16 protein-coding genes are annotated in these 19,099 nt (G+C 42.9%); all 16 read right to left on the bottom strand.

Annotated features, from left to right (window positions below; all coding sequences use genetic code 11):
- Positions 1 to 23 precede the first annotated feature (23 nt).
- The 16 genes from G613_RS0104945 to G613_RS0105020 all read right to left on the bottom strand — a co-directional run bounded on the left by G613_RS0104945 (position 24) and on the right by G613_RS0105020 (position 19,003).
- Positions 24 to 2,585, bottom strand: coding sequence for an ATP-dependent Clp protease ATP-binding subunit (locus tag G613_RS0104945; protein WP_029231600.1), 2,562 nt, complete (start codon positions 2,583 to 2,585; stop codon positions 24 to 26).
- 54 nt (positions 2,586 to 2,639) lie between these two features.
- A complete protein-coding gene (locus G613_RS0104950; protein WP_029231601.1) occupies positions 2,640 to 3,017 on the bottom strand; it encodes a GntR family transcriptional regulator in 378 nt (125 codons plus the stop codon).
- A 198-nt stretch (positions 3,018 to 3,215) separates the two neighbouring features.
- Positions 3,216 to 4,685, bottom strand: coding sequence for an SH3 domain-containing protein (locus G613_RS0104955; protein WP_029231602.1), 1,470 nt, complete (start codon positions 4,683 to 4,685; stop codon positions 3,216 to 3,218).
- A 2-nt stretch (positions 4,686 to 4,687) separates the two neighbouring features.
- On the bottom strand, positions 4,688 to 5,968 hold the full coding sequence (purD, locus tag G613_RS0104960) for a phosphoribosylamine--glycine ligase (RefSeq protein WP_029231603.1): 1,281 nt from the start codon (positions 5,966 to 5,968) through the stop codon (positions 4,688 to 4,690).
- A 67-nt stretch (positions 5,969 to 6,035) separates the two neighbouring features.
- Positions 6,036 to 6,683 carry a phosphoribosylglycinamide formyltransferase gene (purN, locus tag G613_RS0104965; RefSeq protein ID WP_029231604.1) on the bottom strand — a complete coding sequence of 216 codons (648 nt, stop codon included), beginning with the start codon at positions 6,681 to 6,683 and terminating at the stop codon, positions 6,036 to 6,038.
- A gap of 20 nt (positions 6,684 to 6,703) precedes the next feature.
- Entirely contained in the window at positions 6,704 to 7,729 is a 1,026-nt protein-coding gene (gene purM, locus G613_RS0104970) for a phosphoribosylformylglycinamidine cyclo-ligase (protein ID WP_029231605.1), read from the bottom strand.
- Between the two features lie 103 nt (positions 7,730 to 7,832).
- The gene (gene purE / locus G613_RS0104975) at positions 7,833 to 8,336 is read right to left on the bottom strand and encodes a 5-(carboxyamino)imidazole ribonucleotide mutase (protein WP_029231606.1); all 504 of its coding nucleotides are present in this window, start codon (positions 8,334 to 8,336) and stop codon (positions 7,833 to 7,835) included.
- Between the two features lie 129 nt (positions 8,337 to 8,465).
- On the bottom strand, positions 8,466 to 10,568 hold the full coding sequence (locus tag G613_RS0104980) for an aminopeptidase (RefSeq protein WP_029231607.1): 2,103 nt from the start codon (positions 10,566 to 10,568) through the stop codon (positions 8,466 to 8,468).
- Positions 10,569 to 10,620: 52 nt separating this feature from the next.
- Positions 10,621 to 10,983, bottom strand: a complete 363-nt coding sequence (locus tag G613_RS0104985) for a DUF6142 family protein (RefSeq protein ID WP_029231608.1) — start codon at positions 10,981 to 10,983, stop codon at positions 10,621 to 10,623.
- 180 nt (positions 10,984 to 11,163) lie between these two features.
- Positions 11,164 to 11,316, bottom strand: a complete 153-nt coding sequence (locus tag G613_RS19645) for a hypothetical protein (protein ID WP_013280262.1) — start codon at positions 11,314 to 11,316, stop codon at positions 11,164 to 11,166.
- Positions 11,317 to 11,336: 20 nt separating this feature from the next.
- A complete protein-coding gene (gene pyrE, locus G613_RS0104995) occupies positions 11,337 to 12,014 on the bottom strand; it encodes an orotate phosphoribosyltransferase (protein ID WP_029231609.1) in 678 nt (225 codons plus the stop codon).
- 33 nt (positions 12,015 to 12,047) lie between these two features.
- Complete coding sequence (pyrF, locus tag G613_RS0105000; protein WP_029231610.1) at positions 12,048 to 12,968, bottom strand: orotidine-5'-phosphate decarboxylase; 921 nt, start codon at positions 12,966 to 12,968, stop codon at positions 12,048 to 12,050.
- A gap of 19 nt (positions 12,969 to 12,987) precedes the next feature.
- On the bottom strand, positions 12,988 to 13,755 hold the full coding sequence (locus tag G613_RS0105005) for a response regulator (protein ID WP_029231611.1): 768 nt from the start codon (positions 13,753 to 13,755) through the stop codon (positions 12,988 to 12,990).
- Between the two features lie 30 nt (positions 13,756 to 13,785).
- Positions 13,786 to 16,854 carry a response regulator gene (locus G613_RS0105010; protein WP_029231612.1) on the bottom strand — a complete coding sequence of 1,023 codons (3,069 nt, stop codon included), beginning with the start codon at positions 16,852 to 16,854 and terminating at the stop codon, positions 13,786 to 13,788.
- 55 nt (positions 16,855 to 16,909) lie between these two features.
- Positions 16,910 to 18,382, bottom strand: a complete 1,473-nt coding sequence (locus tag G613_RS0105015) for a 4Fe-4S dicluster domain-containing protein (RefSeq protein ID WP_029231613.1) — start codon at positions 18,380 to 18,382, stop codon at positions 16,910 to 16,912.
- Positions 18,383 to 18,421: 39 nt separating this feature from the next.
- The gene (locus G613_RS0105020) at positions 18,422 to 19,003 is read right to left on the bottom strand and encodes an ABC transporter ATP-binding protein (protein WP_029231614.1); all 582 of its coding nucleotides are present in this window, start codon (positions 19,001 to 19,003) and stop codon (positions 18,422 to 18,424) included.
- Positions 19,004 to 19,099 lie beyond the last annotated feature (96 nt).

Raw genomic sequence — 19,099 nt, forward strand, 5'->3', positions numbered from 1 at the left:
TTAAAATTAAATCTTTTTAAATTTTACTTCTTCTTTTTTACAGTTTTTTTAGCCGGCTTTCTGGTAGTAACCGTGGCCTTCGTCTTGGTAGTTCTTGTTGTCTTGGTGGTCTTAATATTGGCCTTTTTGACACTGTTCTTACCTTCAGTGGTAAAAACTATCTTGTCATCCTTAAGACCTACTGTAACGCTGGTACCAGCCTTAATATTTCCGCGAAGCAGCTCTTCAGCCATAGCATCTTCGATAGTAGACTGGATTGCCCTCTTAAGAGGTCTTGCGCCCATCTTGGCATCTGAATGCTTGGTTACAAGGAACTTCTTAACCGCAGGAGAAATAGTAAGGTTAATATCCATCTGAGTCTTACATCTCTTAGCCAGATTCTGAGAAAGAAGTGTAACGATATCCATCATCTCTTTTTCTGTAAGAGTATGGAATACCATAATCTCATCAATACGGTTGATGAATTCAGGTTTAAAGAGCTTTTTAACCTCTTCCATAACCCCTGACTTCATATCTTCATAGTCCTTCTTGGCATCCTGACCTGCACCGAATCCAAGCTTCTTGGGATCTACAATCTTCTGAGCACCAACATTGGAAGTCATGATCAGGATTGTATTCTTGAAGCTTACTTTTCTGCCCTTGGAATCAGTTATGTGTCCATCATCAAGTACCTGCAGGAGCACGTTAAAGATATCCGGATGTGCCTTCTCAATCTCATCAAAAAGAATTACTGAATACGGATGTCTTCTAACCTTCTCAGAAAGCTGACCACCGTCGTCAAATCCAACATATCCTGGAGGTGATCCGATCATCTTGGAAACGGAATGGCCTTCCATATACTCAGACATATCAACTCTGATAAGAGCATTTTCATCGCCAAACATAGCCTCTGCCAAAGCCTTGGAAAGCTCCGTCTTACCTACACCTGTTGGTCCAAGGAACAAGAAGGATCCAATTGGTCTGTTAGGATCCTGAAGACCTACTCTGCCTCTTCTGATAGCCTTGGATACAGCCTTAACTGCATCTTCCTGACCAATAACTCTCTTATGAAGCACAGATTCAAGCTTAAGGAGCTTCTCTGACTCTTTCTCTGCAATCTTCTTAACAGGGATTCTGGTCCACTCTGCAACAACCTCGGCAATATCATTTTCATTTACGACATAGCCTGAGCTAAGCTCTTTTTTCTTTTCAGCATTCTTAACTCTTGTAAGCTTGGACAAAAGCTGATTCTGCTCTTTGTTAAGCTCACCGGCCTTAACAAAATCACTGGCCTTAAGAGCATTTTCTATCTCGATATCAATATTTCTGATGGTCTCCTCAATCTCTTTAACCTTGGGAGATACGCCCATAGTGCGAAGTCTTACTGCGCTGGCTGCCTCATCAATAAGGTCGATTGCCTTGTCAGGAAGATTTCTGTCATTGATATATCTCTCAGAAAGATCTACCGCAGCCTTAATAGCTTCCGGAGTGATTGTAACCTTGTGATGCTCTTCGTACTTGCTAACTATGCCCTTAAGGATCTCAGTAGCTTCTTCCTTGGTAGGTTCATCCACGTTAACAGGCTGGAATCTACGTTCCAAAGCTGCATCCTTCTCGACATACTTGCGGTACTCAGTGATAGTTGTGGCTCCGATCATCTGAATCTCGCCTCTTGCAAGAGAAGGCTTAAGGATATTAGACGCATCAATTGCACCCTCAGCGCCACCTGCACCGATAAGTGTGTGCATCTCATCTACAAAAAGAATGATATTGCCATCCTCAGAAACCTCTTTGATGACCTTCTTGATTCTCTCCTCAAATTCTCCACGATACTTGGAGCCTGCGATCATTCCTGAAAGATCCAAAGTCACAAGTCTCTTGTTCTGTACTGTAAGGGGCACATCTCCGGATGCAATTCTCTGAGCAAGTCCCTCTACAACTGCAGTCTTACCTACACCAGGTTCTCCGATAAGACATGGATTGTTCTTGGTACGTCTTGAGAGTATCTGGATAACACGCTTAATCTCACGTTCTCTTCCAATAACGGGATCAAGCTTATTTTCCAAGGCAAGGGCTGTCATATCACGGCTGTACTGAGCAAGGATTGAAGCCTTCTTGCCGGCCTTGGGAGCAGCTTTTTTGCCGAGGTCCTCTTTAACCAGGTTAGGATCCTCTCCCATTGCAGCCAGTGTCTCTGCATATATCTTCTGAACAGGCACGTTAAGAGTGCTGATTAGCCTTACAGCTACATTCTCTCCCTCTTTGATAAGAGCAAGAAGAATATGCTCTGTACCTGTCTTGTCAGCATGAAAACGCTCTGCCATCTTGTGCGCTTCCTCAAGAACCTTCTCAGCTCTTGGAGAAAAGCCGTCTTTATCAAGGGTTCGTACACTTGAATCAGGAACGATAAGATCTCTTATCATGTCCATCATTCTGTTCTCATCAATACCATTATCAATAAGGATTCTGGAGGCTACGCTTCCATCTTCCAGGATAAGGCCCATGAGAATATGCTCTGTACCCACATAATTAAGTTTAAGACTTCTGGCTGTACGCTTAGCAAGCTTGAGTGCGTCAGCCGCCATTACTGTAAACTTAGATTCCATACATTTCTTCCTTTCATCATAATGAAGTATCAACTAATATACTGTCTTGTGCAATTATGAGTTTCTCTCATAATTATCGTAGAGCTTATCTACCAGACCATGAATATCGTCTCTACCGATTCCCTTGCAGATTGCTCTGGCTAGAACAACTGCCAGCTCTGACTGAGCTTCCTGAAGCGCCTGAAGCTTATCTATATCGATAGCAATTATAGCTCCGCGCCTTCTGTCAATTTTAACAAAGCCATCCTGCTGCAAAATAGAATAGGCCTTATTAACAGTGTGCATATTAATACCAATAGTCTCCGCAAGCTGTCTCACACTGGGAAGCTGCTCTCCCTCTCTGAATTGGGATGTTGCAATGCCCAATATGATCTGGTTACACAACTGCACATAAATAGCTTCATCACTATTAAAATCAATCTCTATGATCATATCGCGCCCTCCTTTTTGTGATAACTTTAGTATAACAGATGCTACAGATTTTGCAAATTAGTGGAAATCTAGCAGTATCTCAATAAAAATGATTTTTTACGGCAAAAAAATTATTCATAGCCGCTTGATTAATCAAAAATATCCCCCATGAGAGCTAAGCTCCCATGGAGGACAATACAATCTTCATTCTATTTCTTATCAATCATCGAGATCAAGGAACTCAAACTCAAAGTCGTCGTCATCGCCTACGAAGTTACGAGCGCGGCGCTTAGGTGCTTCTTCCTTAGGAGCGCTCTGTCTGTCTTCTACAGGTCTTCTTGATGGACGATCGTCTGCATCACGCATAGGTCTTCTTGCAGGTCTCTCAACATCCTCACTGGCTTCTCTGTCAGCACGTCTTGATGGACGAGGTGCCTCTAAATCATCCTCTGCAGGTCTTCTTGTAGGTCTTACAGTCCTATCTTCAGCAGGTCTTCTTGATGGTCTGTCCTCATCAGCATTTCTGCTATCTCTTCTTACTACTCTCTCGTCGTCTCTTTCCTGAGGTCTTCTGGAAGGACGATCCTCTGAAGGTCTTCTTACAGGTCTGTCCTCTTCATCATCGTTTCTTAAAGGTCTGCGAGCAGATGATGTCTCAGGTCTTCTTCTGTTATCATAACGATCGTACTCTTCTTCCTCTTCTTCATCCTCATAGTAGAGAGAATCACGAAGCTTAAGAACAAGAACAACTACTGCACCAACTAGTATTGCTGCAAGTACTCCGAGAATAATAGCTATCTTCTTGAAGTTGCTTGCCTGCTTACGAAGCTTATTAACAGCCTCAGCACTCTGAGCAGCTGAAATAAGTTCATCTACAATAACACGGTATCCGCCTTCATTATCATAAAGATACCAAGTGCTGTTTCCGTCCTCACCTGTGATGTACATAAGTGAATACTTGCCATCGCCCTGGTTCTGGTCAACTACAGGCTGCTGAGGTTCTTCGCCGCCTTCTGCAACTTCGCCCTCAGGGTTTTCTCCGCCTTCAACAGCTTCTCCGCCTTCTGCGCCCTCTGTATTTTCCACAGGAGCAGCCTCAGATACCTCTAAAAGGTCATTTCTTACGAAGCCTTCCTTTCCATCACCAAATGTAATCTTGTACCAGGTCTTGTTATCTGTTCCTGTTGCTTCGCCGACGATTGTAACAGTGTCGCCCTTAGCAACCTTACCAACTGAATCATAGCTTGTTCCGGCACCCTTACGAACATTTACGCTCTCAGAAGTGATTGTTGCGGTCTTCTGTTCTGTAGCTGTTACAGAAGTCTCCGGAAGTGAAGCTGTATCTGATGTGCTTGTTGTAGTAGTGGATGTGCTGCTTGATCCGCCAGCCTTGCTGACAAGGTCACTTCTAACATATCCATACTCACTCTTATTAACTCTGATCTTGTACCAAACATAACCTGAAGCGTCGGTTGCTTCATCAACGATATCTATTGTATCCCCGTTTTTAAGAGATGAAACCTGCTTGGCTGTTGTGCTGGCAGAATCTCTAACCTTAACGTTGTCTGAAGTTACCTTTCCGGTTGTCTGAGTATAAGCATAGGTGCTAACTGATGTGCCTGCAAAAACTGTTAATGCAACCCCAACGGCAAGCACAATACCTGCTATCTTCTTCCCCAATTTATTCATGTTCATACCTCCTTGGCGTCATCGATTGCCTTTCCTATATCATGACGCATGTACTTATTCTCGAAGTCTACCCATTCAGTAGCTTCGTATGCCTTGGCTCTGGCCTCAGCAAGTGTATCGCCCTTAGCAGTAATACCAAGAACTCTACCTCCGTTTGTTACAATTCCCTGCTCAGTAGCTTTGGTGCCGGCATGGAAACAATAATATCCATCCTTGCCCTTGAAATTGTCCAAACCTTTGATGAGCTTACCCTTCTCATAGCTAACCGGATAACCGTCGCTGGCAAGAACAACGCATACCGCTGCCTTGTCCTCAAATTGCATATCTATTTCATCAAGCCTGCCATCGATGCAAGCATTCATCACGTCAATTATATCAGTTTTCAGTCTAGGAAGCACTACCTGTGCCTCAGGGTCTCCAAATCTGGCATTATACTCCAAAACCTTGGGTCCGTCAGGGGTAAGCATAAGTCCAAAGAAAATAACTCCCTTAAACTCTCTTCCTTCTGCGGCCATGGCCTCAACAGTCTTGCCATAAATATTCTTGCGGCAGAATTCATCAACTTCCTTGGTGTAAAAAGGACTTGGTGAAAAATTGCCCATTCCGCCGGTATTAAGTCCTGTATCACCATCTCCTGCCCTCTTGTGATCCTGAGCTGATGACATAAGCTTATAAGTCTTGCCGTCAACAAAAGACAAAACAGAAACCTCACGGCCTGTCATGAATTCTTCGATTACCATGTGATTACCGGCATCCCCAAACTTCTTGTCCTCCATGATCTCTCTGACACCGGCCTTGGCCTCTTCAAGATCCTGGCAAATAAGAACACCCTTACCAAGAGCGAGACCGTCAGCTTTAAGTACGATAGGAAACTTAGCGTTCTCGAGGTACTCAAGTGCTGCCTTTGGATCATCAAAAGTCTCATAAGCAGCTGTTGGAATGCCATATTTTTTCATAAGGTCCTTGGAAAAAGCTTTGCTTCCCTCAAGAATAGCTGCATTCTTACGAGGTCCGAATACTCTAAGACCAGCTGCCTCGAAAGCATCAACCACACCGCCAACAAGAGGATCATCCATACCGATGATTGTCAGGTCTATCTCTTTTTCCTTGGCAAAAGAAACCAATTTGTCAAATTCCATCGGTGTAATAGGAACACACTCTGCAAGTTCGGCAATACCGCCATTTCCCGGAGCGCAGTAAATCTTGTCTACCTGTTTACTTCTGGAAACAGCCTCGCAAATAGCATGCTCTCTGCCGCCTCCGCCTACAACTAAAACCTTCATACCATTTTCCTTCCTTGAAATTTCCCCAAATTCCAAATGCTAAAAGTATTAACACTAAATGATACTATTAAAGTTCTCTAACAACCTCGTCGTAGCCATCTATAACTGCATGACCGTTCTCAACTCTCACTCTGCCATTAGCTATAAGATCAATAGCCATAGGCATTATCTTCCACTCGGCCTGTTCCATGATTCTCTTCTGAAGAACCTCAGGAGTATCCCCGGGCTCAATCATAACCGGCTTCTGAAGGATAATTGGGCCTGTATCGGTTCCTGCATCCACAAAGTGGACTGTTGCACCTGATACTCTGACGCCTCTTTCAAGAGCCTTCTCATGAACCTTAAGTCCGTAGTAGCCTGTTCCGCAAAACGCCGGAATAAGCGACGGATGAATATTGATAATCCTGTTTGGGAACGCCTCTACAACTTCCCTTGGGATTACCACAAGGCATCCCGCCAGAACTATAAGGTCCGGTGCTGCGTCAAGCAGAATCTGCAAAAGAGCTTTATTAAACTCTTCTCTACTTCCAAATTTCTTGGGGCTCTTGGCTACTGTAGGAATACCGGCCTTTTTAGCCCTTTCCAATGCATACGCGTTGGGATTATTGCTATATACAAGGCAAATCTCTGTATTAGTGATCTTGCCGCTTTCTATACTATCTATAATAGCCTGAAGGTTTGTACCTCCTCCGGACACAAGGACAGCTATCTTCATAAGTCATCACCCTCGCAGAATCAAACAAGCTCAACGCCCTTATCACCGTCTACACACTTACCAACAACCCAAGCCTTGTCACCGGAAGCCTTGATTGCCTCTAAAGCACCGTCTACATCAGCAGGATCTACAGCAAGAACCATTCCAAGTCCCATGTTGTAAGTGTTGTACATCATGTGCTCCTCAATCTGGCCCTTCTTCTGCATAAGAGTAAAAATAGGAGGAATATCATAGCTGTCTTTTTCTACAACAGCCTTAATTCCATCTGGAAGCATTCTCGGAATATTCTCATAGAAGCCGCCACCTGTAATATGGCTGCAGCCCTTAACCTTGATTCCGGCATTCTTGATGGACTTCATCATCTTAACGTAAATTCTTGTTGGAGTAAGAAGTGCTTCTCCAAGAGTCATGCCAAGCTCATCATAGTATGTTTCAAGACTCTCTTTGGTCATGTCAAAAACCTTACGAACAAGAGAGAATCCGTTACTATGAACACCGGTAGAAGCAACACCGATAAGTACATCTCCGTCCTTGATGTTGCTGCCATCGATCATATCCTTACGATCAACTACGCCTACTGCAAAGCCGGCAACATCATATTCATCCTCAGGCATAAGGCCCGGATGCTCGGCAGTCTCACCGCCGATAAGAGCAGCATCTGACTGCTTGCAGCCCTCAGCTACGCCCTTAACTATTGCAGCAATCTTCTCAGGAACGTTCTTGCCGCAAGCAATATAATCAAGGAAAAATAATGGCTCGCCACCTGCGCAGGCAACGTCATTAACGCACATTGCAACTGCATCGATTCCGATGGTGTCGTGTTTATCAAGAAGGAATGCCAGTTTGATCTTGGTTCCTACTCCATCAGTACCTGATAAAAGAACCGGATCATCCATTTCTTTTATCTTGCTAAGAGAAAAAGCTCCGGAGAAGCCGCCAAGTCCGCCGAGGACCTCAGGTCTCATAGTACCCTTTACGTACTCCTTCATAAGCTCAACAGACTTGTAGCCTGCCTCAATGTCAACGCCTGCCTTCTTGTAATCCAATGCCATAATTACTCCTCATTTCTTTTTTATATAAGTTATGGTAGACCGTGAATCCACCACATTTACAAATAAGTAATAAATATATGATACGAATTAGTAAGTATCAGTTGTAGTTCTTATAACCGACTTCCTGAAGTCTCTTGTCTTTTTCTATAACCGTTTCTTTAAGCGTCTTCGTATAATTTTTCAGTTTTTCCAAAAGAGCTGCATCGCTGGTTGCCAAAATCTTGGCTGCCAGAATTCCTGCGTTGGCTCCGCCGTTTATCGCCACAGTTGCAACAGGGATTCCTGTAGGCATCTGTACTATACTGTATAATGAATCTCTACCGCCAAGGGAAGTTGTGTGCATGGGAATTCCAATGACAGGCATTGGGAATATTGCTGCGCACATGCCAGGTAGATGAGCAGCCATTCCGGCTCCGGCAATGATAACCTTGAAGCCCTTATCCTCTGCAGTCCTAGCATATTCGAAAAATTCGTCCGGTTCTCTGTGTGCTGAAATAATTCTCATCTCATAAGAGATACCGAGTTGATCCAGAATGTCTGCGGCCTTAGCCATTACAGGCATATCAGAATCGCTCCCCATAACAATTCCTACTTGTGCCATATCGCTCCTCCATTTATGCAATAAATTTAATGCAATATAAATGAAAATATCGGTGGTCCAAAATCCCTAGTATCATAACATACCACAAGATTTAGTTCCACCCATATTTTACCAATAAATATCTGTTTTTTATTCGTCCATAGGTTTGTTCAGTTCCTGAGTTCCTTCAAGAACAAATCTACCGTCTTTGATGATTGTCTTAGTCAATCCGTCAGCACTTACAACTGTGATCTCACCAAGTTCATCATATGGAATTGTAATGTCTGTGTGACAGCTAAAGTATGCCTTGTCAGGCTCTGTCTTTCTCTTGATGGAAATCTCATTATCTCTTGCAATGATAGCCTTTCCATCAGGATTATAGGTCATTGTATCCTCTTCGTAGGAATAGCAGGTATCACCTACAGCAAAGTGAGGGCCTGTCTTCTCAGCTATGAGGATTGGAAGTTTGTCTGCAATACCGTATTTTCTTGCAACCACATAAGCTGTTGTGTTAGTTCCGATAGCAAACTCACCGATTGGAAGAGTCTTGTGGTTAAAGAGAATATTGTCGTTAATGTACTTCTTGCCTTCCTCGGCAGTATCAAAATTGCTGCAGTTATAGTCTGTTATGCAGCCATCCTCAAACTTGATCTCAAGATTCTTGTAGAAGAGTCCGTCAAGATATACGCCTGTAACATGAAGTGTTCCCTCTGTTCCGGTAAGAACAGGTGATGTAAACACTTCTCCTACAGGAATATTTACGTCTGCTACGCAGTTCTCAAAGTTAGTCTCTTTAGACTTATCCTTAAGCTCGTGAAGCATTACCTTCATATTGGTGTGGTTTTCACCCATACCCTTAACTACTACATACTCACCCTCATCCAGAGCATCAATTATCTTCTGCTGGATTGTCTGATAAAGCTTGTAATCAAGCGTGTTGATCCTAACTGTCTCATCAAAGATAGTTCTGAAGTTATCACCGATATCAGGAACAGGGAAGGAAATAATAGTAAAGCTTCTCTCCTTGTTGATGATGTAGTCGTTCATAATAAGGCTGTTCTGAACTCTGTAGTCGCTTAGCATCTTCTGCTGAGCCTTAGAGAGCTTAAGTGCCTTCTCATTTGGCTTTGGTGAAAATGGAATCTCGCCAAACACCTCTATTACTGCAGGGCCGCCATAGAGACGAGCCTGAGTCTTGTACATCTCTCCTGCTGCTCTTGCTGCCTCAAGCTTACGTGTAACATAGTTGCTATCCAGGAAAAGAGCTACATCTTCCTTGTGGTCATAGTCATACTGCTTGTTAGGAATTGCTCCGTAAAATCCTCCTCTTGCAGAGGTTGAAGTAATAGCAAAAATACTTCTTGGATCAAGCTGAATTGTTGACTTAAGTCCGATCTTTTCAAGATTCTCGATAGCTTTTTTGATAATTCTCTCAAAGCCCAGGTTATAGTAAATACCAGCTGTTTTCTTGATAGAAATATCCTTGCCTGTCATGGCAAAGCCAATGCGGTAACCCTCTGTAAAGGTTGTAGCAAGCTTATCGATTTCTTCCTGAGTAAGGCTATTTAAATGCTCTGCTGTCTTGATCTCATTATCAGTTACATACTCTCCGAATCTGTAGAGATAGCGAAGATCAGTCAAGTTGGCACTTGTAACAAGGTCTCTTACAAAGTTCTTGTCTGATACTACCATCTCTGCAAAGCCATGCTGTCTCATTTCCTCGGCATAGTCGCTTCCAAACCAGTACAAGGTCTTTCTTACCTCTTCATAGGAAGGAAGCGTCTTGCCTGCATCTGCAGAGGCAAACTGACCATAGACCTCCAAAAAGAGTTCCATATTGGTTGTAAGGGAAAAGAGATCACCCTTAAATGCAGCTACAATAAGGCCTCTAAGCTCATAATACAAAGCAGAGAGAAGGTGACCAAAATCATCGCCAAACAGGCCACAGGCAAATGTAGGATTTCCATAGCTCTTATCATAGTTTTCAGGAAGAATATCCTCATAAAGCTTCTTGTTCTGAGCTGCGAGCTCATCCATTGAAGCCTTGTCAAAAGAGCCGTCTAATACGAAATTAAAGGTCTCATCCACCAGGAGAAGGAAGTCTCTCACAAAGTGGAAGTATTTATCATATTTCTCATCGGAAAGACGCTCATCAGCCATGCTGCTAAGTCTTTCAACCGCAAGCTGATAGCGCTCCTTAAGTACTTCGCTTCCGTTTTCAAATTCATAGATTAATTCTTCGTTATTACTCATTTCTTTTTATTCCATTTCTATTACTCATTTATTTCATGCAGATCTTTCATATTCAGATTACAAAATTCAACACTATCAAAAATGCCACAAATACGACTGCCAGGGAATTAAGGATAATTCCGATATTGGGAAAGAGTTTAAAAATATCTTTTTCAAACCTGGACATAATCCCCAAAGTAAGTCCCACAACAGAAAATATCGCCGCAACAAAAGAAGCTGCGGCGTATTGCATTAGAGCCTGACCACCATTTCTATAGGTAAACAATACGGCAAGCACATATGTAGTCACTGATATACACCCCAAAGCAGCACTAAGTATGCCTTTTTCCGGGTGTCTGTTGTCAGTGAACATGTACTTGTCTCTGACAGGTTCAAGTCTCTTAATATGAAGTCTTAATTTTGATTTTTTTGTCATAGTAATACTCCGCGATATACGGATTGCTCCATACTTCGTATTCTCGCAATCCTACGTCCATTCGGAAATCAAAATACTCATTTCATTCGTATTTCTCTTTTCCTCATGTCCGTTCAGTCATTTCATAAATCCAGTTTTTTGTGCAAGCACAAAACTGGATTTACTCATTCCTTATATCGCTCAGATAATAATTCTCTTTCTACTTCCAAGGAGCTTGGCTCCGCTGATAATAAGAAGTACTCCTGTTGCGATTCCTGCAACTATGGAAATAACTCCAAATGCAATGTTAAGGCCGCCTGTGCCGCCAAGTACTTTATATGTATGCTCGTCCATTTTATTCCCCTCCTGTAAAATTACTTAGCTCCATACTCTGCGTAATATTCGTCAATTGCCTTCTTGATTTCCTTGTTGATGATAACTTCACCATCAATAGGTCTGTTGTAAAGATGACTTACAACATCATCCATTGTTACGATGGCAGCTGCGCTGAAGCCATACTTATCCTTGATCTCATCAAGGGCGCTCATATCAGTTTCAAGGCCCTTCTCCTGTCTGTTGAGAGATACCATAAGTCCTACGATATCGCAGTCAGCCTGTTCCTGAATGATCGGAACTGTCTCCTCAATAGACTTACCTGATGTTGTAACATCCTCGATGATAAGAACTCTGTCACCATCGCGAAGCTTGGTTCCAAGAAGGATTCCCTTATCACCGTGATCCTTGATCTCTTTTCTGTTAGAGCAGTATCTGATTTCTCTTCCGTAGAGTTCGCTGATAGCTGCACATGTAATTACTGCAAGTGGGATTCCCTTATAGGCCGGTCCGAAAAGAACGTCAAACTCAAGACCAAAAGTGTCGTGGATAGCTCTGGCGTAATATTCGCCAAGCTTGCGAAGCTGAGAACCTGTTACATAAGCTCCCGCGTTCATAAAGAAAGGTGACTTACGTCCACTCTTGAGCGTAAACTCACCAAATTTAAGGACATTGCTGTCCACCATAAATTCGATAAACTCTTCCTTATACCTTTCCATACCCAATGCCTCCGTTTAATCTAAGATATCAATTCACTTTAATGCGTCTGCAATATCTTTTTTCATATCAAGAACTGCTGCCCTTGCTGCGTCCCCAACACGGCCGTCAGCAAACTCTTTGTAGTTCTCATTCTGCCAAGCGGCAATTATTCCTCTTGACGAATTAACTATAGCACCAAGTCCATCCTTATTAAAGAAGTGAACAAGATCTTTTCCTTTTCCGCCCTGAGCACCATAACCCGGAACAAGAATATATGCATGTGGCATTATCTGTCTGAGGACCTTGCCCATCTCAGGATAGGTAGCGCCTACTACTGCGCCCACATTACTGTATGAGCCATCCATGGATTCCAGTCCCCATTTCTCAACCTGTTCTCCAACATGCTCATAAAGTGGCTTGCCATCTATTATGCGGTCCTGAAACTCACCGCTTGAAGGGTTTGATGTCTTAACCAGAACAAAAATACCCTTATCTTCTTTATTACAAACTGATACGAAAGGTTTAACTCCGTCAGATCCAAGGTAGGGATTAACTGTAGCAAAATCCTCGTCAAAACCTCTGAAGGTCTTACCCTCTATCTGAACGCTTCCTAAATGACCAACGGCGTAGGACTCGGATGTAGAGCCAATGTCACCTCTTTTGATATCTCCTATTACGATAAGACCCTTTTCCTTACAATAATCAACGGTCTTCTTGAATGTGATAAGTCCCGGAATACCAAGTTCTTCGTACATGGCTATCTGTGGCTTAACTGCCGGAACGATGTCGTAAATGCTGTCAATGATCTCTTTGTTGTACTGAAAAAAAGCTTCAGCAGCGCCTTCAAGACTGGCTCCGTGCTCGGAAAAAGCTTTTTCTTTGATCCTGTCAGGAATGAATGAAAGCTTGGGATCAAGTCCCACAACAATAGGTGCACCTGTGTCTACAATTCTGTCTACTAACCTGGATATCATTTAGATTACCTTTCCTTATTCAATTATTTTTTTTCTTGGAGTTAAAGAAATCGTCAATGGCCCCGGTCAGCTTCTCCTTAGGCATGGACTTAAGCAGGTATTTCTCAGGCTTAAGGCTTACAACCTTCATAACGCTTTCCTTGTCATCCTTGGCTGTCAGGAATATAACAGGATAATCCTTGAGAGCCTGGGTATTTCTGATTTCTTTTAACACATCCGGACCACTCATTACAGGCATCTCATAGTCCAGAAGAATAAGATCAACCGGATTCTGAGCCAGGAAAGAAAGAGCTATCTTGCCTGAGCTTGCCATGTAAACTCTGTATTTAACCGAAAGCCATGTCTTCATCATTCGAAGCATAGCTCCGTCGTCATCAATTATGAGGATTTTCTTTTTGAGATTCTCGTCAACTGCGCTATAGTCAAAGACAGTATCAAGGGTCTCTGCCAGCATCTTGACATCAAGCGGACGAAGATAGCTCTCCTGAACCTTCTCTTTACCGATAAAGGTAAGTCCAACCGAAAGCTCGTCCTTATTGCCGATTAGATAAAGCATAAATCTCTCAACGTCAATAGCTTCGTTAAGATATTTGAAGACTTCGGAATCCTCCATGGTAAGATCGCCCAGATACAAAATATATACCAAAGGCTTCTCTTCCAGGGCTTTGATTTCAAAGGAATTAGGCCCTACCCCGACTACATCGTAGCCTTCTTTTTCCAGGCCTTTTCCAATTGCGTTCACCATAAAGCTCTTCTTATTACCTATAAGTAATACGCGCTTATCCATCTTTTTCCCTCTCATTTTTTGACGCTATTATTAAAGTACATTTAAAAGCCCATCTCTGTCAACTGCTGCCATAAGTCTTTTTACTTCTTCATGCTTTTTCTTGTACTGCTCAGGAATTCGATAATCTTCCAGCATTTTCATGATATCATCGGCGCTGTCAAAGAATGATCCTGATACGAATTCCTTAATGGAAGCATAGGCACTTTCCAGTTCGTCAACAGGTATCTCTTCCTTGCCCTCATCATCCTCACGAACCAGGATTTCCAATTTGGTCAGGTAGCTTCTGTACAGACTCAAAAGATCCGGTGTCAGATCATGAATTTCCTCTACCCAATTGTCGTTTCCACATTTCTCAAGATACTCTGCCTGATCTCCCAGGTCGATCGCACCAATGGCTCTGGCTGAACTCTTAAGGCCGTGGACATAGATGGTGTAATTCTTGATGTCACCTTCCCGTTCATATTTCTCGATAAGCTCTGCCCTTTCGGTAATAGCCATCCAGAAGTCCTTCATAACATCCTTGGCTGCATCCGCAGAGCCGCATCTTTCAATGGCTTGTTCAATATCAACTCCGGGAACCCTAAGAAGTTCCTGCATAGCAAGCTTTTCAGCCTCATCAGATTCTGCCGAATTGGATACAAAGCCCTCATCTCCCGGTCTTGTAACCTTATCCGCAGGCAGGTACTGCAAAATAATCTCTTCGAGCTTGCCCGGATCCACAGGCTTGGACATGTAATTATCAAAACCCTCTTTATAGTACATTTCTCTGGAGCCTGATATTGCGTTAGCAGTAAGGGCTATAACAGGTGTATCTATCGAAGCATTATCATCCATCTCCTTCATGGCATGGAAAGTCTGGATACCATCCATTTCAGGCATTCTGTGATCAAGGAAGATAATGTCGTATTTCTTTTTCTTAACAAGGTTCAAAGCTTCAAAGCCGCTTAGCGCAGTATCTATCTTGATCTGAGTCTGCTTAAGAAGCCCCACTATAACCGTTAGGTTGGTCTTGGTATCATCAACCACCAGAATTCTGGCATCCGGAGCATGGAAGCTTTCCTCATAATTGTCTGTAGCCTGGATAGAATTCTTGTATGCCTTGGAGAAATCTCCTATCGGATCACTGTTAACTACTCTTTGCTTCAGTTCAAAAGAAAATTCAGAGCCCTTTCCATATTCACTCTTTACGTGGAGCTTGGATTCCATCATCTTGAGAAGGCTGTTAACAATGTTAATTCCAAGGCCGGTTCCCTCGATGGTTCTGTTTCTCTTTTCATCAATTCTCTCAAAGGCTGAGGACAGCTTGTCCATATCCTCTTCTCTGATGCCGATTCCGGTATCCTTGACCCTAACCTTCAAAAGAATGAAATCGTCGATTTCAATGTCGTCTTCATCACCGTATACCACATCATCAGGGTCTATATCTTCATAATCAATGCTCAAAGTAACAGTACCTTTTTCTGTATATTTAACAGCGTTTGTAAGGATATTCAATATACACTGCTTGATTCTGATCTCATCACCATAGAGGATATGCGGAATATTCTCGTTAACCTCCACACTAAATTCAAGGTTTTTGTCTTTTGCCCTCATCTTGGCCATATTAACAAGGTCGTTGATAACCGAGCTAAGCTCATATTCAACCGGAATGATTTCCATCTTTCCCGCTTCAATCTTGGAGAAATCAAGAAGATCATTGATAAGTGCCAAAAGAGTTTTACCCGAATTCTGAATATCTTTGGCATAGCCAAGGATAGAATCATTGTCACTTTCTCTGAGGATCATCTCATCAAAACCAAGAACAGCATTGATAGGGGTTCTGATCTCATGAGAAATATTGGAAAGGAATCTTGTCTTGGCTTCATTGGCAGACTTCTCAATTTCAAGCTGATCCTCAATGTTCTGCCTGGTCTTAACAAGCTCAATGTATTCCATGAGTCTGTAGAAAGTCAGATCCACCGAGTGGTAGAGTTCTTCTATTTCATCCTTGGTCCTAACTTCCAGATTATGAACCTCTGCCACTTTTTCGTTAATTTCAACTTCATCTGAATTGTAAATTCCGGAAACCGCTCTGGACATATTCCTGATAGGTTCCGCAATTCTTCGCTGGGCATACCGGTTAACAAATACGGAAAGAGGAATAACAATGATGGAAATAAGCATAGCTAGCTTTAGTCCAAACTGATTGTTACCGGTGTCAACTCCCAGTGCAGCATATTCAGCAGCTTCCTGCTTGGATTTTTGAACATCGCGCATTATCTTAAAGCTGACTCTACTCTCCAGGATTCCTGTATTCGTAACATGACTATAGTCTTCTTCTATAGTTATGACCTGCCCATTGGGGCTTATGTATTTCATGGTAGGAATCAGAGTGCTTGATGCAATTTCAGCAGAAACGCCCAGAACAATGGCTTCAAATACTACAATTCGCAAGATTACGCGCTCGATTTTGGATTTGCTGCCAAGCTCATATTTCTCGTCTTCCGTAAGCTGATCTTCAGGTATATAGTATTTTCCGTTATTTACGAGTCTTTTTATTTTGACAGTCATAAACTTGTAGATTAAATACACAATAAAACATGATGTCATGCAGCCCGGAAGTTCGTTAAGGAAACATACCACCAAAAACCTCGGTGTCATGGTAAATAAGTCCTTACCGGAAAGGAGCCACAAAATACTGCTCCAACACACACCGTTTAAAAACATGAGAAAAACTGCAGAAAGGACTGTAGTATACCATTTTTTGAAAAAACTCTTTCTGGCAAGAGCATCAACAATGATGACTACCAAAAGGTAAATAAATGTAAGGTATGAGAAACTGCTATAGGCAATAGTTCTATGGATAAAGATAATAAGAACCGCCATCATTCCCGGCACTGCTCCGCCAAAAGCACTGGCCAGAACTATGGGAACGAACTTACTGATAAACAGAAGTGTCACCACGGGGCCTCCGTTATGGGAAACAGTTGCGATCAGCACGTTATACATAATTGAGCAAATAGCCGTCAAAATAACAATAACAGCATTAACCACTACTCTCTTTGGTTCATCATAGATTCCTAAAAGCGCCAAAACACCATAGCCATTCTTTTTCTTCATAGAACCTTTGCCTCATAAGAAAACAAAAACGAAAAACAGTTAAATGTAACAATTATTACATGTGTCCATCCCTGTGCATTGAGAACTTATCCATAGGATAGTTCTTAAGGTTCTCCAAAACTTTTCTATCATCTGCCTGTGAAAGGAGATGCTCCCTAGCTTTATTGATCTCACCAATTCCTCTGTGTCTTGACGGGCCCCCTACGCATCCGCCGGGACAAACCATACCTTCTATGAAGTCCTCGGGAAGCTTCCCCATCTTAAGAAGAATAAGTGCTTTCTTACATTCCAGGCCACCGTGGGCTGCAAGAAGTTTGATATCGTCAGTCTCTACACCGCGTTCCTTCATGCACTCAATAACTGCCTTGGCAACGCCGCCGCTTCCTGCAAAACGCTTGCCCCAGATTGAAGACTCCTGATACTGATCAGATACAGGCTCAAACTTAACCCCCTTGGATCTCATGAGAGCTCTCAGTTCGCCGTAGGTTACAACGTAGTCCGCATTGTCTTTTACCGACTTATCCGCAGCTTCAGACTTCTTGGCAATACATGGTCCGATGAAAACAGTGACACATCCGGGCCTTGTAGCCTTCATATATCTGGAAATAGCGCACATAGGCGAAACCGTTGAGGACATATTTTTCTCATACTGCTCAGGGAAGTGTTTCTTGAGCATATTTATAAATGCAGGACAGCAGGAAGTGGTCATCTTCTTGCCTTCCTTGAATGCCTCTGTCCACTCCTCGGATTCGTAAGCGGCTGTCATGTCGCCTCCAAGGCCAACCTCTATCATGTCAGCAAATCCGAGCTTCTTGAGGCCTTCTCTTATGGATGCCATTGAGATATCTTCGCCAAACTGGCCCTCTGTAGCCGGGGCACACATGGCAATGACTTCTTTGCCTGCCTTTATTTCTTTTATGATGTCAACCAGGAAGGTCTTACTTCCGATAGCTGCGAAAGGACAGCTATGAATGCAGTGTCCGCACTGGATACATTTATCTTCGTCAATCTTGCAGTAGCCATACTCATCATAGGTAATGGCTCCTACAGGACAGGCCTTTTTGCAAGGTCTTTCCAGATGTACGATAGCTGAATATGGGCAGGCAGCTGCACACTTACCGCACTCCTTACACTTGGCAGGATCAATGTGCATATGGGTATCACCGGGAGATATTGCTCCGAACTCGCAGGAGTTAAGGCAAGCCTTACCCATGCAGAATCTGCAGTTATCAGTTACAGAGTAAGCAGAAATCGGACACTCATCACAGGCAGGATCAATAACCTGAACAATGTTATGAGACCCGGGATTATAGGTAGGATTCTTGGCCATAGCCAGATTGATCCTCTGCCTTACGATCTCTCTTTCCTTGTAGATACAGCATCTGTACTCAGGCTTAGGGCCCGGGATTGTCTTAAGAATAAGCTGTTCTATATGCTCCGGATCGTTGTTGTCCTCCCATTCAAGGCGGCACACTTCCTCCATTATTTTGTGTTTGAAGCGGTTCATGCTCTCGTCATTCGTTACCATAAAAATCTCCCCTTATTCTAATTATTTAAAGATCATGTATCACTTAAGTTCTATGATGCGGGCAAAATCCAGGCCATCGGTATCTCTCGTAAATATTGTAAGTGACCCCTTGCCCTGGGCGTTTCTGATATATGGAATAAGCTTAGCTTTAAGCTCTGGTTCGATGCCTTCGAAGGGCTCGTCCATGATAAGGACGTCGCTTGGTATTGCGCAGGCTCTTATTATCTGAACTATTCGGCGCTGGCTTTTGTTTAATTTTCTGACCGGAACCGTAAGGGCCTCAGGTGGCAGGAACTTAAGTAGTTCTTCCGTTACAGTCTCGCGAAATATCTTTTTGCTGACCATTGTCACGTTAGTGATGGCATTTAAACTCTCTACAAGTCTGTCGTCCTGGAATACCACTCCCGCATTTATAAACGGATATTTGTAATCTCCAAGGAGTCCGACTTTTCCGGAATCCGGTGAATCTAATTTAAGGATGAGCCTCATCAGTGCTGTCTTGCCACAGCCGGGCTCCCCGGTTATAACATATGAATGTTCATCTTCAATGTTAAGATTAAAGTTCTCAAGTACCTTTTTCTCCCCATAGGACTTGGAAACGTCTTTTATTTCGATTATCAATGTCTTTCTCCCAACTACACATTATTTTCTCTTAAAAATCTTGTCCAGGATCATAGGAATGTAAATGTAGCGAATCACGCTATCCGTGGGCATTCT

This window comes from Butyrivibrio sp. VCB2006, from assembly GCF_000420945.1.
Taxonomy (GTDB): domain Bacteria; phylum Bacillota; class Clostridia; order Lachnospirales; family Lachnospiraceae; genus Butyrivibrio.

Bases quoted from the DNA above. Each gene is read 5' to 3' on its own strand.
- purE (WP_029231606.1), bottom strand. From the start codon at position 8,336: ATGGCACAAGTAGGAATTGTTATGGGGAGCGATTCTGATATGCCTGTA.
- purD (WP_029231603.1), bottom strand. From the start codon at position 5,968: ATGAAGGTTTTAGTTGTAGGCGGAGGCGGCAGAGAGCATGCTATTTGC.
- G613_RS0104955 (WP_029231602.1), bottom strand. From the start codon at position 4,685: ATGAATAAATTGGGGAAGAAGATAGCAGGTATTGTGCTTGCCGTTGGG.
- G613_RS19645 (WP_013280262.1), bottom strand. From the start codon at position 11,316: ATGGACGAGCATACATATAAAGTACTTGGCGGCACAGGCGGCCTTAAC.
- pyrF (WP_029231610.1), bottom strand. From the start codon at position 12,968: ATGATATCCAGGTTAGTAGACAGAATTGTAGACACAGGTGCACCTATT.
- G613_RS0104980 (WP_029231607.1), bottom strand. From the start codon at position 10,568: ATGAGTAATAACGAAGAATTAATCTATGAATTTGAAAACGGAAGCGAA.
- G613_RS0104945 (WP_029231600.1), bottom strand. From the start codon at position 2,585: ATGGAATCTAAGTTTACAGTAATGGCGGCTGACGCACTCAAGCTTGCT.
- G613_RS0104950 (WP_029231601.1), bottom strand. From the start codon at position 3,017: ATGATCATAGAGATTGATTTTAATAGTGATGAAGCTATTTATGTGCAG.
- G613_RS0104985 (WP_029231608.1), bottom strand. From the start codon at position 10,983: ATGACAAAAAAATCAAAATTAAGACTTCATATTAAGAGACTTGAACCT.
- G613_RS0105010 (WP_029231612.1), bottom strand. From the start codon at position 16,854: ATGAAGAAAAAGAATGGCTATGGTGTTTTGGCGCTTTTAGGAATCTAT.
- G613_RS0105005 (WP_029231611.1), bottom strand. From the start codon at position 13,755: ATGGATAAGCGCGTATTACTTATAGGTAATAAGAAGAGCTTTATGGTG.
- G613_RS0105015 (WP_029231613.1), bottom strand. From the start codon at position 18,382: ATGGTAACGAATGACGAGAGCATGAACCGCTTCAAACACAAAATAATG.
- pyrE (WP_029231609.1), bottom strand. From the start codon at position 12,014: ATGGAAAGGTATAAGGAAGAGTTTATCGAATTTATGGTGGACAGCAAT.
- purN (WP_029231604.1), bottom strand. From the start codon at position 6,683: ATGAAGATAGCTGTCCTTGTGTCCGGAGGAGGTACAAACCTTCAGGCT.